Origin of the sequence: Alistipes sp. HGB5 (assembly GCF_000183485.2) — a bacterium.
Classification (GTDB): domain Bacteria; phylum Bacteroidota; class Bacteroidia; order Bacteroidales; family Rikenellaceae; genus Alistipes; species Alistipes finegoldii.
Map to the genome: position 1 here is coordinate 1 of NZ_AENZ01000078.1, position 14,766 is coordinate 14,766.

A 14,766-nucleotide genomic window follows, 5' to 3' on the forward strand; every position below is an offset into this window, starting at 1 on the left:
TGGGCCTTGTTTCTCGCTTCTGCAAAATTTTTTCCTGATACCAGAAAAATCCGAACGCTGCCTGAATCGGCCTGATCGTTACAGGTTGATGATTTTCCGATTGGCCTTGTCGATGACGTCGTGATCGAGCTGCGCCAGATAGATGCGCGTCGTTCGTTCGGAGGTGTGTCCCATGCCGGCGCTGATGACCGTCAGCGGCGTGCCGCAGTCGCGTGCCAGTGTCGCCCATGAATGGCGTGCCGCATAGAATGTCAGCGGTTCGGAAATTTCCAGCATCGCGCCGATCTTCCGGATGAATTTGTTCAGTTCGCGCTGTTGCTGACGGTAGGCGCGGTAACTGTCGTCGCGGGCGAGCACGGGCAGTATATAAGGTGAATCGCCGTTGTAACGGTCGATGATGCGCTGCAGGGGCGGTTCGATGCGCAGCGTGAGTGTCTGGCCGGTTTTCTTTCGTTTGTATGTCAGCACACCGTCGCTGATGTCGCTTTTTCGCAGATAGATCATGTCCACGAACGACATGCCGCGGGTGTAGAAGCTGAACATGAAGAGGTCGCGCGCCAGCGCATATTTCGGATGCAGTTCTGACAGGTCGGCGTCGCTGATCCGCCTGAGCGTTTCGCGCGGCAGCGCGCGCTTGCGGGTCGCCACCTGCCTGATATGCCTGCGGTAGAACGGATTGCCGCGGGATGCGATGAAGCTGCCCCTGTCCGCGGCCTTGTTGTAGACGGCCCGCAGGTAGCGCATGTGGAACACGACGCTGTTTGTCCCCAGTCCTCTTGCCAGAAGCCATCGTTCGTAACGTTCGAGCCATTCGGCGGTAAATTGTTCGGGCAGCAGTTTGCGGCCGTTCATGTATTTGACGAGCATGCGGTATGCCGTCAGGTAGTTTGCGGCGGAACCGTCTCTTCCCGTTTGTTCGCACTCGGCGACGTGGAGTGCGAAGCAGGACATGAAATCGGGGGGCGTTTTACTGCGGGGCTGCCCCGTGAATGCGGGCCGCCCCGTAAACGTGTGTCGGTGCATGCCGACTGAATCCGGTGAATACGTCATAGAATAGAATTTTGTGTGAAATCGTGCACAAGATAGAAAACCGCAAATCAAAGGCCGCACGATGCCTGCGAAGATTTGCGGAAACGGAGACCCGCTCGGCCTCCGGGCACAGTTCCGGGAACGGGAAAGACCACGGACGGGTCCGGCTGTGCGCTTGGAAAGAATGATCGGAATGTAAAAAGATCGAAAAGTTGCTTTCTGTTATTTTACTAACGGCGGCCGTGCGGATAATATTGCACCCTTCCCGGTGTCCGAACAGCGTATTGAGAACCTGTGCATTGGCCTTTTGCAGATGCCGGGCCGCTTCTCCGTGCGCTTTTTCGCTGTCCGGCGGCTCCCGGCGGTTGGAATCCCGGTGCTAAAACGGGCGGGACGTTATGGGTCTCGCCCGTTTTTTGTTTGTGTGGGCGGCGCCCCGGATCTGTCCGCTGCGATGACGCGGCCTTGCCTCCGGGATGCGGGGACATATGATTTTCGGACAAAATGGTTTTTAATTTTTTTCAAAAAAAATCGCAATCCCCTCTTTTTCTGCCGCCCTGCCGACCGCCGTCCTGCCACCTTGCCGCCCTGCCACTTTGCCGTCCTGCCACTTTGCCGTCCTGCCACTTTGCCGTCCTGCCACTTTGCCGCCTTGCCGCCCTGCCACTTTGCCGCCCTGCCACTTTGCCGCCCTGCCACTTTGCCGTCCTGCTACTTTGCCGCCTTGCCGCCCGCCGTCTTGCCGCCCGCCGTCTTGCCGCCCGCTGCCTTGTAGCCTGCCGCCCGCTGCCTTGCCACCTTGCCGTCCTGCCGCCTTGCCGCCCGCCACCCGCTGCCCTGCCGACTCGCCCGAACGGCGCATGCCGTTTCCTCGCCCTCCGCTCGGTCCGGGGAAAATCCGCCTGCGGTGAAACTCCGTTTTTTGCATGACCTGACACGTGCGGCAACAAAAAAACGACCCCGTCGAGGGTCGTTTTCATCGTGTCGCGTCTCCGGTCAGCCGCAGATATAGACGCATCCGTAGACCGCGGCGGCGGTCCTCTACAAGCAATTCCGTCCTCTACAGGCAGTTCCGCCGTCTGCTGGAGCTGGTCGCCGAAGCCCGCGAAGCCGGCGTGGACATCGGTAATCACGACCTGCTGGATTTCGCCCGTTACGACTCCCTGCTGAAAATATGCGCCCTGCCGCAGCGGCTCGGCGAATTGTCCGGCCGGTTGATCTGACGGGGCGTTTTGCGCTTTTTGTTTCTGTCGTTATCGGATTTGAACGAGAAAAGCCCTGCGTATCGTCGATACACAAGGTTTTTGCACGTTTGCCCTCCTTCGCAGGGCTTTATGAGCGGGAAACGGGGGTCGAACCCGCGACCCTCAGCTTGGGAAGCTGATGCTCTACCACTGAGCTACTCCCGCATTTCGGAGTACAAATATACTCCGCATTTTTCGATTTTTCAAGGTTTCGGGGCGGTAAATTTACCTTTACGCCACGATTTTTTTCAGCGATGCGAGGTTTTTCGCATTTTTGAGACTGCGGCCTTCGGGCGTGTAAAGGTAATCGAGACGGTCGCCGAAATGCGCTTCCACCTTGTTGCGCACGACCTTCATCGTGCTGTTCACCAGCCCGTTCTGCTCGGTGAACGGTTCGTCCACGATGGCCAGTCCCGCCGGCAGCCAGCGTTCGGGGAACTCCCCGCCGAATACGCCGCCGGCCCGGTAACGGTCGATTTCGCCGCCGAGGATCTCCGCCGCCGTCTCCGCCCGCTTTTCGCCCGCGATCCCGCGGCTGTCCAGCTCCCGCCGCAGCGCTTCGCGGTTCGGCACGACGATGGCGCCCGTAAACGGACTCTGGTTGTTGTGTATGATGATCTGGTCGATGTAGGGCGATTTGTCCACGATCGCCTCCTCCATTCCTTCGGGACTGTATTTCTCTCCGTCCGAAGCGATCAGCAGGCTTTTGAAGCGGCCCAGCACATAGAGGAAGTCGTCCTTCGAGACATACCCCATGTCGCCCGTGTGCAGCCATCCGTCGCGGACGGTCTCGGCCGAAGCTTCGGGATTCTTCCAGTAACCGGCCATTACGTTTTCGCCGCGGATCACGATTTCGCCCTTTTCCCCGCGCGGCACCTCCCGGCCCGCTTCGTCCACGATTTTCAGGTCGAGCGGAATCAGGATTTTGCCCGACGAGCCGAAACGGTGCCAGTGGTATTTGGGCGAATTGGTCGAGATGACGGGCGTGGCCTCTGAAAGTCCGTATCCCTGAAACATCGGAATGCCGATGGCGTAGAAGAACCGCTGCAGCTCCGCGTCGAGCAGCGCGCCCCCGCCTACGAAGAAGCGCAGGCTTCCGCCGAAGGCTTCGCGCACCTTGCGGAACAGCACGGCGTCGAACAGCCTGACCGCAGGCCACAGCAGGACGCGCCAGCCCTGCCCCCGGCCGTAGCCGTCCTTATTATATAGGTAGGCCGTGCGGAGCGCCAGATTGAACAGCCGCTCCGTGAAGCGGCCCTTGGCGCGGATCGAACCCTCGATGTTCTTGCGGAAATTCTTGGCCAGCGCCGGCACCGACAGCAGGAAGTGCGGGCGCACTTCGCGGATATTCTGCGGAATGTTCTTGAGCGTCTCCATCGGCGTCGCGCCGACCTGCACCGTCGCCACCGTGGCGCCGCATGCGATCATGATGTAGAACCCCACGACGTGCGCGAAGCAGTGGTCCAGCGGCAGTATGATGAGCGTCCGGAACGACGACGGAATGTCGATGCGCGAGAGCGACTGCTCGACGTTGGCCGTGTAGTTGCGGTGCGTCAGCACGACGCCCTTGGGATCGGCCGTGGTGCCCGACGTGTAGGTGATCGTCGCATAGTCGTCGTTCCCGATCCCCCGCCCGATGGCGAGGAACTCCTCGCGGTGCTTCGACAGGTAGTCGCGGCCCAGCCTGCGGAGCGTTCCCAGCGCGGTTTCGCCCGGCTCCAGCGGTATGTGGCCTATGACGATGATATGCTTGACTCCGGGTAGTTCGGTGCGTATGCGGCGGATTTTCGGCAGCTGGTATTTCGATACGAACAGCGCCTTCACTTCGGCGTGGCGCATGCGGAACAGCAGGTCGTTCGACTCTTCGAGCTTGACCGACAGCGGCACGCTGACCGCCCCGGCGTAGAACATGCCCAGCTCCGAGACGATCCATGCGTTGGACCCTTCGGCCAGTATGGCGACTTTGTCCTTGGGGCGAATCCCGATCGCTGCCAGTCCGGCCCCGGTCTCCAAGGCCAGCTCCTTGGTCTCGGCGTAGGTCGTAGGCTCGAACGCCCGGTGTTTCTTCTCCAGCAGGAATGTCTTGGCGCCGTATTTCTCCACGGAGCCTTCGAACAGGTCGATGATGGTCTTCTTCATGGTCGGTTCGTTTAGTCCATTTTCAATACGGCGAGGAATGCCGACTGCGGCACCTCCACGTTGCCGATCTGGCGCATGCGCTTCTTGCCCTTCTTCTGTTTTTCGAGCAGCTTGCGCTTGCGCGAGATGTCGCCGCCGTAGCACTTGGCCGTCACGTCCTTGCGCACGGCCTTCACCGTCTCGCGGGCGATGATCTTGGCGCCGATGGCGGCCTGTATGGCGATGTCGAACTGCTGGCGCGGGATCAGCTCCTTGAGTTTCTCGCACATTTTGCGTCCGAAGTCGTAGGCGTGGTCCGTATAGGTGAGCGACGAAAGCGCATCGACCGGTTCGCCGTTGAGCAGGATGTCCAGCTTGACGAGTTTCGACGGCTGGTATCCCGTGCGGTGGTAGTCGAACGACGCATAGCCTTTCGAAATGCTCTTGAGCTTGTCGTAGAAGTCGAAGACGATCTCCGAAAGGGGCATGTCGAAGTTGATCTCCACGCGGTCCTGCGTGATGAAGGTCTGGTTTTTCATCACGCCGCGCTTGTCGATGCAGAGTTTGATGACGTTGCCCAGAAATTCGGACTTGGTGATGATCTGCGCGAGGATATAGGGTTCCTCGATCTTGGCGATCTTGGTCACTTCGGGCAGTCCCGACGGGTTGTGCACCTCCACCACGTCGCCCTGCGTCGTGGTGATGCGGTACGACACGTTGGGCACGGTCGTGATGACGTCCATGTCGAATTCGCGGTAGAGGCGCTCCTGAATGATCTCCATGTGGAGCAGTCCGAGGAATCCGCAGCGGAATCCGAATCCCAGCGCCAGCGAACTCTCCGGCTCGAATGTCAGCGACGCGTCGTTCAGCTGGAGTTTCTCCAGCGACGCGCGCAGGTCTTCGTACTGGTCGGCTTCGACGGGATAGACGCCCGCGAAGACCATCGGCTTCACGTCCTCGAATCCGGCGATCGCTTCCCGTGCGGGGTTCGTCACCGTCGTAATCGTGTCGCCGACCTTCACGTCCGACGAGGTCTTGATGCCTGAGCAGATATACCCCACGTCTCCGGCCTTGATCTCGTCGCGGGGCTGCATCTTGAGTTTCAGCACGCCCACCTCGTCGGCGTCGTACTGACTGCCCGTGTTGAAGAACTTCACGTGCTCGCCTTTGCGGATCCGGCCGTTGAAGACGCGGTAATAGGCGATGATGCCGCGGAACGGATTGAACACCGAGTCGAAGATCAGCGCCTGCAGCGGTGCGTTCTCGTCGCCCTCAGGAGCCGGGATGCGCTGTACGATCGCTTCGAGCACCTCCTCGACGCCCAGCCCCGTCTTGCCCGACGCCAGCAGGATGTCCTCGTCCTTGCAGCCGATCAGGTCGATCACCTGATCCTTGACCTCGTCGATCATGGCCGAGTCCATGTCGATCTTGTTCAGTACGGGGATGATTTCGAGGTCGTGTCCCACAGCCAGATAGAGGTTCGATATGGTCTGTGCCTGAATGCCCTGCGTGGCGTCCACCACCAGCAGCGCGCCTTCGCACGAGGCGATGGCGCGCGAAACTTCGTACGAGAAGTCCACGTGTCCCGGAGTGTCGATCAGGTTGAGCGTATACAGCTGTCCGTCGCGGGCCTTGTATTCCATCTGGATCGCGTGGCTCTTGATGGTGATGCCCTTTTCGCGTTCGAGGTCCATATCGTCGAGCACCTGCGCCTGCATTTCGCGCTGGTTCAGGGTGTTGGTTTTTTCCAACAGACGGTCCGCCAATGTGCTCTTGCCGTGGTCGATGTGGGCTATGATGCAAAAATTGCGTATGTTCTTCATATATTCGTCTAAAAATGTGTGCAAATATACGAATTATTTTGGATTTCCGGGGATGCGTCCGCCCTGCCCCGCCGGAAAATCGTGCGATCCTGATTTTCCCCTTTCGTCGCGCCGGTACCGTCCCGCTTTTCCGGCCCGTCCCGGCAATCAGCGATCCCTTTTGCGATTGCCCTCGGCTTTCGCTATCTTTGCAGCCGCAAACATCGTTTCCGCATGAATACCGTATCGAAATACCTTTCGCTGGTGAAGTTCGCCCATACGATCTTCGCCATGCCTTTCGCCGCCGTCGGCTTCGTCTACGCCTATGCGACGCTGCCTGCCGGGGCGCACGACGCGGCGTGGTGGCTCACGCGCGCGGTGCAGGTCCTGCTCTGCATGGTCTTCGCCCGCAATACGGCCATGGGCTTCAACCGCTGGGCCGACCGTCGCATCGATGCCGAAAATCCCCGCACCGCGGGCCGCGAAATCCCCGCCGGCGTGATTCCGGCCCGGCATGCCCTCCGCTTCGTGGCGGTCAATGCCCTGCTGTTCATCGCCGCCGCTTCGACGATCAACCTGCTGACGGCCCTGCTGTCACCCGTGGCGCTGTTCATCATCCTGTTTTACAGCTACTGCAAACGCTTTACCGCGCTGGCCCATCTGGTGCTGGGGCTTTCGCTCGGCATCGCGCCCGTTGGGGCCTATATCGCCGTCACGGGGCGTATCGCCCTCGAACCCTGCATCCTCTCGCTGCTGGTGATGACGTGGTGCGGCGGCTTCGACATCATCTACGCCCTGCAGGACGCCGCCTTCGACCGCGAAAGGGGCCTGCACTCCATTCCCGCGCGCTTTTCGGCCCGCACGGCGCTGGCGTTGAGCTGCGGTCTGCACGCCGTGAGCGTCGCCGCCCTGTTGTGGTTCGCCTCCTGCTGCCCCGGTTCGGCGTGGTTCTGGACCGGAGCCGGGATTTTCACGGGCCTGCTGGTGCTCGAACACCTGCTCGTGACGCCCTCGCGCCAGCGCAATATCGGCATCGCTTTCGGCACGCTCAACGGCCTTGCGAGCCTCACGCTGGCCGCCGGAATAATCGCGGATTTGCTCAAATAAACCAAATAGCTTATATTTGCAACTTCAATCAGGTAAAAGTTAGGATAAAATGCTGAGCAGACAAATCGCACAAAAGCTTCGGGGCTACGAAACCCCCTTCTATCTCTATGATACGGCGCTGTTGCGCCAGACCCTCGAAAGCGTCGTCTACGAGTCCAAAAAGTACGGCTACAAGGTGCATTACGCCATCAAAGCCAACTACGACGACCATCTGCTGGCTATTATCCGTGAATACGGGCTGGGCATCGACTGCGCGAGCGGCAACGAGCTGCGCAAGGCCGTCGAAGCCGGATTCGATCCCAAGGGCATCGTTTACGCCGGCATCGGCAAGCGCGACAAGGAGCTGCGTTACGCCATCGGGCAGGAGATCATGGCGATCAACTGCGAATCGATCGAGGAGCTGGAGCTCGTGGACCGGCTTGCGGGCGAGGCCGGCAAGAAGACCGACGTGGCGCTGCGCATCAACCCCGACATCGACCCCAAGACCAATCACTGCATCGATACCGGTCAGGCCGACAGTAAGTTCGGCATTTCATATGAAGAGGTGCTTGAGCATGCCAAGGAGATCAAGTCGCTCAAGCATATCAATATCGTAGGCATCCACCTGCATATCGGTTCGCAGATCCGCGAGCTGCATGTGTTCGAGAACATGTGCAACAAGGTGAACGTCATCGTCGAGAACCTCGAAAAGCTGGGCTTCTCGTTCCGCTTCGTCGATGTCGGCGGCGGCTTGGGCGTCAATTACGACGTGCCTGAGAACGAGCCTATTCCCAACTTCGCGTCGCTCTTCTCGATCGTGCACAACCACCTCGCCGTCGGCGACCGCGAAGTGCATTTCGAGTTCGGCCGTTCGATCGTCGCCGAGTGCGGCGAGCTGATTACGACGGTGCTTTTCAACAAGACCACCGCCACGGGCCGCAAGCTGGTGATCGTCGATGCCAGCATGACCGAGCTGATCCGCCCTGCGCTCTACGGTTCGTACCACAACATCGAAAACATCACCTCGGAAGACGAGGTGCGCGAAAAGTACACCATCGTCGGCACGGCCTGCGAATCGACCGACGTATTCGACGAAAACGTCACGCTTCGCAAGACCCGCCGCGGCGATCTGCTGACCCTCAAGTCGGCCGGGGCCTACGGCATGTCGATGGCGTCGCGCTACAACCTCCACGACCTTCCGGGCGCGGTTTACAGCGACGAAATCCGGTAGACGGGCCGTCTGTAACCCGAACCGCCGAACGCTCCCGAACCGAACCGGACGTCAATCCGCCGAATTCGCATTATGTGGCTGACCCTCGCCTTCACCTCCGCCGCGCTGCTGGGCTTTTACGATGCGGCCAAGAAGCAATCCCTCACGGGGAATGCGGTGCTTCCGGTGCTGTTGCTCAACACCCTCTTCTCGGCGCTTTTCCTGCTGCCGATGATCGTCTCGGCCGAGTGCGGCTTCGGGTGGTTCGACGGCACGATACTGGCCGCCTCTTCGGGCACGCTCCGGGCGCACGGACTGGTGCTGTTTAAAGCGGTCATCGTCCTCACTTCGTGGATTTTCGGCTATTTCGCCATGAAGCACCTGCCGATTACCATCGTCGGTCCGATCAATGCCACGCGCCCCGTCATGGTGCTTGTCGGCGCCATGCTCATCTTCGGCGAGCGGCTCAACGCCTGCCAGTGGACCGGCGTCGTGCTGACCCTCCTCTCGCTCTTCCTGCTGAGCCGTTCGAGCCGCCGCGAAGGGGTCGATTTCCGTCACAACGTCTGGATACTCTGTATCGCGGTGGCGGCTCTGGCCGCCGTCGTAAGCGGACTGTACGACAAATATATCATGGCGCGCCTCGACCCGGTCTTCGTGCAGGGCTGGTGCAACCTCTATCTGTTCGGCCTGATGTCGGTCGTCGTCGGCATCCTCTGGTGGCCGCGCCGCCGGACGACCACCCCGTTCCACTGGACTTGGGCCATTCCGCTGATCTCGTTCTTCCTCGTGCTGGCCGATTTCGCCTATTTCTACGCCTTGCACCAGCCCGACGCCATGGTCTCCGTCGTGTCGATGGTCCGCCGCAGTTCGGTCGTCGTCTCTTTCCTGTGCGGGGCAGTGCTGTTCCGCGAGCACAACCTCCGCTCCAAAGCCTTCGATCTGGCCTTTATCCTCGCCGGCATGTTCTTCCTCTGGCTGGGGTCGAGGTAATGACGACCGTGTCGAAGCGCGGGATTTGCATGCACACCTTTCCGTTTGGGCGCAGACCGGCTTCCGGTCCCGAAACCGCCGGTGTCAAAATAAAAAGACAACCCATTGCGGGCTGTCTTTTTTTATTTGCGGTATCGTCGGTCCCGGTCATATCAGCTGCTCCAGCCGGCTGACCGTCTTTGCGATTTCCGCATCCCCCGGCGCATAATCTTTCAGCGCTCCCGCCAGATACTGTTCGTAGGCGTAGAGGTCGATCACGCCGTTGCCTGAGAGGTTGAACAGAATCGTCTTGGGCGTCCCCTCCTCTTTGGCCTGCATGGCTTCGCGGATGGCCGCGGCGATGGCGTGCGTCGATTCCGGCGCCGGGATGATGCCCTCGGTCTTGGCGAAGAGAATGCCTGCGGCGAGGGTCTCGGTCTGCGGCAGCGACTGCGCTTCGACGAGTCCGTCTTTGAGCAGTTGGCTGACGATCGACCCCGCGCCGTGGTAACGCAGTCCGCCCGCGTGGATGTCCGACGGCTGGAAATCGTGCCCCAGCGTATACATCGGCAGCAGGGGCGTGAATCCCGCCACGTCGCCGAAGTCGTATTGGAAACTGCCGCGCGTGAGTTTCGGGCAGCTCGACGGCTCGACCGCCACGATCCGGATTTTTTTGCCTTCCGTGAGGTTCTTGCGCAGGAACGGGAATCCCAGTCCCGCGAAGTTGCTGCCGCCGCCGAAGCATCCGATCACCACGTCAGGCTCGGCGTCGGCCATCTCCATCTGCGCCACGGCTTCCTGTCCGATCACGGTCTGATGCAGGATGACGTGGTTCAGCACGCTTCCCAGACAGTACCGCGTATCTTCGGGGTGTTGCAGCGCCACTTCGATTGCCTCCGAAATGGCCAGTCCGAGGCTTCCCGAACAGTTCGGGTCGCGTTCAAGCGCCGCACGGCCCGATGCCGTGAGCGTGCTGGGCGATGCGATGCACTCGGCGCCCCAAGTGTTCATCATCAGCCGCCGGTAGGGTTTCTGCTCATAGCTGACCTTGACCATGTAAACCTGCAGGTCTATGCCGAAATGCTTGGCCGCGAATGCGATCGCTGCGCCCCACTGCCCCGCGCCCGTCTCGGTGGTCAGGCGGCGGATGCCCTGCTTGTAGTTGTAGTAGGCCTGCGGCACGGCGGTGTTGGGCTTGTGCGATCCGGCCGGCGAGACGCTCTCGTTCTTGAAATAGATTTTCGCGGGCGTGCCGAGCGCCTTCTCCAGCCCCGTAGCCCGCACGAGCGGCGTGGGTCTCCATATTTTGTAAATCTCCTGCACCTCTTCGGGAATGTCAATGAACCGCTCCGCGGACATCTCCTGATCGATCAGCTCTTCGGCGAAAATGGCGCTCATCTGCTCTTTGGTTACGGGCTGCTTGGTCGCGGGATGCAGCGGGGGCAGCGGTTTGTTGGGCATGTCGGCTACGATGTTATACCATTGCGCGGGCATCTGATTCTCGGTCAGGCAGAATTTTTTCGTTTTCATACTCTTTTTTATTTTTCCGTTTGTTTTGTGAAAGTGCAAAAGAAAAAGCCCGCTGTTTACTCTCTCGTAAACAACGGGCTTGTGGCTGGTATCAGGTTTCAACTATACACGCACGGAGCCGCACTCATTGTCCACGAGAGTCAACGAGCGCCACCACCAAGCCTGTATGTTGAAATTGCGAATCATATTCTTTTCGGCAAATATAGCGGGTCCGATCCTTAAATCCAAATTTTTCGGCGGATATTTTCGATACCTACATATATGGCGTCCTCCCCTTTTCCGTGCCCGTCCGTCGAAAAGCCGGTCGGAAGCGCCGGCGCGATTTAGTGCGCCAATCTCGACGAGATTAACAATTTTTATGTATCTTTGTTCGATTTTAGCATGCCGTTCCGGACGCTGTGACGGCGGCACTCCCCGCCTTGGCGGGGATTCCGGGGCGGCCGGACCTGCAAACGCGGCCTTCCGCCGCGGGGAAGGCGGTCCGGCATGTTGAACTGCAAGAGGAACATTAAAGCTTTTAATTATGAATATTTCGTATAACTGGCTTAAACGCTATCTCGACACCGATCTTCCGGCCGAAGAAATCGCACGGATACTGACCGACATCGGACTCGAAGTCGAGGGTTTCGAGAAGATCGAGACCGTAAAGGGCGGGCTTCACGGCGTCGTGGTCGGCGAGGTGCTGACCTGCACGGACCATCCCGATTCGGACCACCTGCACCTCACGACGGTCGATGTCGGCGCCGGTGATCCCCTGCAGATCGTCTGCGGCGCGCCCAACTGCCGGGCCGGGCTGAAGGTGCTCTGCGCCACGGTCGGCACGGTGCTCTACCCCGGCGGCGGCGACGAGGAATTCAAGATCAAACGCAGCAAGATCCGCGGCGTGGAGTCGCTCGGCATGCTTTGCGCCGAGGACGAACTTGGCATCGGGGCCTCGCACGACGGCATTATGGAACTTCCGGCCGACGCCCGCGTCGGCATGACGGCCAAAGAATACCTCGGCATCGAGGACGACTACCTGATCGAGGTGGGACTCACCCCCAACCGCGTCGACGCCGCGTCGCATATCGGCGTGGCGCGTGATCTGGCGGCTTACCTCAGGAGTCAGGGCCTGAACGCCGAAGTGAAGATGCCCGACGTCTCGGCCTTCGCTCCCGACAACCATGACCTGCCGGTGACCGTCCGCGTCGAGAACCACGAAGCGGCCCCCCGCTACGCGGGCGTGACGGTGAAGAACTGCAAGATAGGCCCTTCGCCTGAGTGGATGCAGAACTGCCTGCGCGCCGCGGGCATCAACCCCAAGAACAATCTGGTCGATATCACCAACTTCGTGCTCTTCGAGCTGGGGCAGCCCCTGCACGCGTTCGACGCGGCGAAGATCGAAGGCCGCGAAGTCGTGGTCCGCACCTGCGCCGAAGGCACGCCTTTCGTGACGTTGGACGGCGTGGAGCGAAAATTGACGGCCGACGATCTGATGATCTGCTCGGCCGAGCGTCCGATGTGCATCGCCGGAGTCTTCGGCGGACTGGATTCGGGCATCGGCGACACGACGACCGACGTATTTATCGAGAGCGCCTATTTCAATCCCGTGTGGGTGCGCAAGACGGCCAAGCGTTTCGGCCTGAACACCGATTCGTCGTTCCGCTTCGAGCGCGGCGTCGATCCCAACATGCAGGTCTATGCCGCCAAGCGCGCCGCCCTGCTGATGAAGGAGCTGGCCGGGGGCGAGATTTCGAGCGACATTACCGACATCTATCCCACTCCTGTCGAAGACTTCAAATTCGACATCTCCTTCGCCCGCATCGACTCGCTGATCGGCAAGAAGATTCCCGAAGATACGGTCCGCACGATCCTCGCCGCGCTGGAAGTGAAGATTCTCGCCGAGAAAGAGGGTGTGCTGAGCGTCGCCGTGCCGCCCTACCGCGTGGACGTGCAGCGCGAAGCCGACCTCGTCGAGGATATCCTCCGCATCTATGGCTACAACAATGTCGAGATTCCCTCGCGCGTCCGTTCGACGCTCTCCTATGCGCCGAAGCCCGACCGCAGCAAGCTGATGAATCTCGCGGCCGATTTCCTGACCTCCAACGGCTTCACCGAGATCATGTCCAACTCGCTGACCAAGGCGGCCTACTACGAGGGGCTGGAGTCCTACAAGCCCGAAAACTGCGTGCGCATCCTCAATCCGCTGAGCGCCGACCTGAACGTGATGCGCCAGACGCTGCTGTTTAACATGCTCGAAGCCGTGCAGCTCAACGCCAATCGCAAGAACGGCGACCTGAAACTCTACGAGTTCGGCAACTGCTATTTCTACGACGAGTCGAAACGCTCGGAGGAGAACCGCCTCGCGGCCTACTCCGAGGAGTACCGTCTGGCGATCGCCGTGACGGGCGTGGCCGAGCCTGCGTCGTGGAACGCCCGGCCGCAGGCCGCGTCGTTCTTCACACTGCGCGCCGTGGCCGAGAAACTTCTGCGCCGCTTCGGCATCGACATTTATGCGCTCCGGACTGAGACGCTGCAAAACGACCTCTTCGGCGAGGCGCTCTCGATGTCGCTTGGCGGCAAGGAGCTGCTGCAGATCGGCACGGTAAGTGCTAAAATCCGCCGTCGACTCGATGTCAAGCAGGATGTTTACTATCTGGAGATGAATTTCGACGCGCTCGTGAAATCGACCCGCAAGCATAAGATTGCGGCCGAGGAGCTTTCGAAGTTCCCCGAAGTGAAACGCGACTTGGCCCTTCTGATCGACAAGCAGGTGACCTTCTCTGCGCTGCGCGACGTGGCGTTCGCCACTGAGCGCAAACTGCTCAAGAGCGTTTCGCTGTTCGACGTCTACGAGGGCGACAAACTTCCCGAAGGCAAGAAATCCTACGCCCTGAGCTTCATCCTCGAAGACAAGACCCGCACGCTCGACGAGAAGACGATCGAAAAGGCGATGAAGAACCTCACCGCGCAGTTCGAACAGCGGTGCGGAGCTCAGGTCCGCGGTTGATCCCAATCCGAATGCCGCTCGTCGCATCTCGATGCGGGCACACGCCCGCCACGGTCATGCCGACGAGCTTATTGACCATAAATCGAAGCCGCCTGTACGTTACGAACAGGCGGCTTTTTTACCGAAACCATGCAACGAACCTCCCGAACGCTCTGCCTGACCACGCTGTTTTTCGCAGCCGGCGCCGCGCTGTTCTTTACCAAGGCGGCGGTGATTCCGTATAAGGTCGCTTATCCGGTCCTGCTGCTGTCGCTGTCGCTCTTTTATCTCCGGCTGAAACCGCTGATTCCGGTCGGCGCGGCGCTCTTGTTGTCGGCCGTTGGCGATGCGGCGGGCGCCGGGGGGATGTTCATTCCGCAGATGCTGTTTTTCGCTTTGGCGCACGGAGCCTACATGTGCTACTTCTTGCCGCAGGCGCAACTTGCGCCCCGGCCTTTTGTCTGGCCGGTTCTGACGGCCCTGCTGCTGTTTCTGTTCGTCTGCATCGTTCCCCGCGCCGCCGATCCGGCCGAACGCGCGGGCGTCGCCGTCTACGGACTCGTCATCGCGGGCATGCTGTACAGCGCGCTTCAGTACCGCGGAGCGTATGCCGCATGGTTCCGCCTTGCGGCCCTGTTGTTTGTCTTTTCCGACTCCGTGATCGCATGGGGACGCTTCGTCGCGCCCGTTCCCTGCCGGACCTGTGTCGTGATGATTACCTATTATGCCGCGCAATACCTCTTCTACCTCTTTGCCGTCAGAGCGGCGACTCTTTCCGACTCTCCGCATTGATGCGGCCGTTGAAAT

10 protein-coding genes and 1 tRNA gene are annotated in these 14,766 nt (G+C 60.2%); 6 read left to right on the plus strand and 5 right to left on the minus strand.

Annotated elements, in window-relative coordinates:
* Positions 1-78 precede the first annotated feature (78 nt).
* Positions 79-1,050, minus strand: coding sequence for a site-specific integrase (locus HMPREF9720_RS13565; protein WP_009598960.1), 972 nt, complete (start codon positions 1,048-1,050; stop codon positions 79-81).
* 917 nt (positions 1,051-1,967) lie between these two features.
* On the opposite strand from HMPREF9720_RS13565, the gene HMPREF9720_RS13575 reads away from it, so the two are divergent.
* Positions 1,968-2,252 carry a hypothetical protein gene (locus HMPREF9720_RS13575; protein WP_009598964.1) on the plus strand — a complete coding sequence of 95 codons (285 nt, stop codon included), beginning with the start codon at positions 1,968-1,970 and terminating at the stop codon, positions 2,250-2,252.
* Between the two features lie 114 nt (positions 2,253-2,366).
* Here HMPREF9720_RS13575 and HMPREF9720_RS13580 read toward each other — a convergent pair.
* The 3 genes from HMPREF9720_RS13580 to lepA all read right to left on the minus strand — a co-directional run bounded on the left by HMPREF9720_RS13580 (position 2,367) and on the right by lepA (position 6,214).
* Positions 2,367-2,438, minus strand: a tRNA-Gly gene (locus HMPREF9720_RS13580).
* Positions 2,439-2,504: 66 nt separating this feature from the next.
* Complete coding sequence (locus tag HMPREF9720_RS13585; protein ID WP_009599001.1) at positions 2,505-4,412, minus strand: AMP-dependent synthetase/ligase; 1,908 nt, start codon at positions 4,410-4,412, stop codon at positions 2,505-2,507.
* 11 nt (positions 4,413-4,423) lie between these two features.
* Positions 4,424-6,214: a translation elongation factor 4 gene (lepA, locus tag HMPREF9720_RS13590; protein ID WP_014776518.1), complete on the minus strand. Its 1,791-nt coding sequence runs from the start codon at positions 6,212-6,214 to the stop codon at positions 4,424-4,426.
* 213 nt (positions 6,215-6,427) lie between these two features.
* Here lepA and HMPREF9720_RS13595 point away from each other — a divergent pair, with 213 nt between their 5' ends.
* The 3 genes from HMPREF9720_RS13595 (at position 6,428) to HMPREF9720_RS13605 (ending at position 9,482) form a co-directional block, all read left to right on the plus strand.
* Positions 6,428-7,300: a UbiA-like polyprenyltransferase gene (locus HMPREF9720_RS13595; RefSeq protein ID WP_009598957.1), complete on the plus strand. Its 873-nt coding sequence runs from the start codon at positions 6,428-6,430 to the stop codon at positions 7,298-7,300.
* A gap of 49 nt (positions 7,301-7,349) precedes the next feature.
* The gene (lysA, locus tag HMPREF9720_RS13600; protein WP_009598953.1) at positions 7,350-8,510 is read left to right on the plus strand and encodes a diaminopimelate decarboxylase; all 1,161 of its coding nucleotides are present in this window, start codon (positions 7,350-7,352) and stop codon (positions 8,508-8,510) included.
* 72 nt (positions 8,511-8,582) lie between these two features.
* On the plus strand, positions 8,583-9,482 hold the full coding sequence (locus tag HMPREF9720_RS13605) for an EamA family transporter (RefSeq protein WP_009598988.1): 900 nt from the start codon (positions 8,583-8,585) through the stop codon (positions 9,480-9,482).
* A 147-nt stretch (positions 9,483-9,629) separates the two neighbouring features.
* Here the strand turns inward: HMPREF9720_RS13605 and HMPREF9720_RS13610 are convergent, their stop codons facing one another.
* Positions 9,630-10,991 carry a TrpB-like pyridoxal phosphate-dependent enzyme gene (locus HMPREF9720_RS13610; RefSeq protein WP_009598969.1) on the minus strand — a complete coding sequence of 454 codons (1,362 nt, stop codon included), beginning with the start codon at positions 10,989-10,991 and terminating at the stop codon, positions 9,630-9,632.
* A gap of 523 nt (positions 10,992-11,514) precedes the next feature.
* Between HMPREF9720_RS13610 and pheT the strand changes: the two genes are divergently transcribed.
* Both pheT and HMPREF9720_RS13620 read left to right on the plus strand, forming a co-directional pair.
* The gene (pheT, locus tag HMPREF9720_RS13615) at positions 11,515-13,980 is read left to right on the plus strand and encodes a phenylalanine--tRNA ligase subunit beta (protein ID WP_009598974.1); all 2,466 of its coding nucleotides are present in this window, start codon (positions 11,515-11,517) and stop codon (positions 13,978-13,980) included.
* Positions 13,981-14,109: 129 nt separating this feature from the next.
* Positions 14,110-14,751, plus strand: coding sequence for a lysoplasmalogenase (locus HMPREF9720_RS13620; RefSeq protein WP_009598955.1), 642 nt, complete (start codon positions 14,110-14,112; stop codon positions 14,749-14,751).
* Positions 14,752-14,766 lie beyond the last annotated feature (15 nt).

What these genes read in the sequence shown, in the direction of transcription:
- pheT (WP_009598974.1), top strand. Translation starts at nt 11,515, where the DNA reads ATGAATATTTCGTATAACTGGCTTAAACGCTATCTCGACACCGATCTT.
- lysA (WP_009598953.1), top strand. Translation starts at nt 7,350, where the DNA reads ATGCTGAGCAGACAAATCGCACAAAAGCTTCGGGGCTACGAAACCCCC.
- HMPREF9720_RS13585 (WP_009599001.1), bottom strand. Translation starts at nt 4,412, where the DNA reads ATGAAGAAGACCATCATCGACCTGTTCGAAGGCTCCGTGGAGAAATAC.
- HMPREF9720_RS13595 (WP_009598957.1), top strand. Translation starts at nt 6,428, where the DNA reads ATGAATACCGTATCGAAATACCTTTCGCTGGTGAAGTTCGCCCATACG.
- HMPREF9720_RS13610 (WP_009598969.1), bottom strand. Translation starts at nt 10,991, where the DNA reads ATGAAAACGAAAAAATTCTGCCTGACCGAGAATCAGATGCCCGCGCAA.
- HMPREF9720_RS13620 (WP_009598955.1), top strand. Translation starts at nt 14,110, where the DNA reads ATGCAACGAACCTCCCGAACGCTCTGCCTGACCACGCTGTTTTTCGCA.
- HMPREF9720_RS13605 (WP_009598988.1), top strand. Translation starts at nt 8,583, where the DNA reads ATGTGGCTGACCCTCGCCTTCACCTCCGCCGCGCTGCTGGGCTTTTAC.
- HMPREF9720_RS13565 (WP_009598960.1), bottom strand. Translation starts at nt 1,050, where the DNA reads ATGACGTATTCACCGGATTCAGTCGGCATGCACCGACACACGTTTACG.
- lepA (WP_014776518.1), bottom strand. Translation starts at nt 6,214, where the DNA reads ATGAAGAACATACGCAATTTTTGCATCATAGCCCACATCGACCACGGC.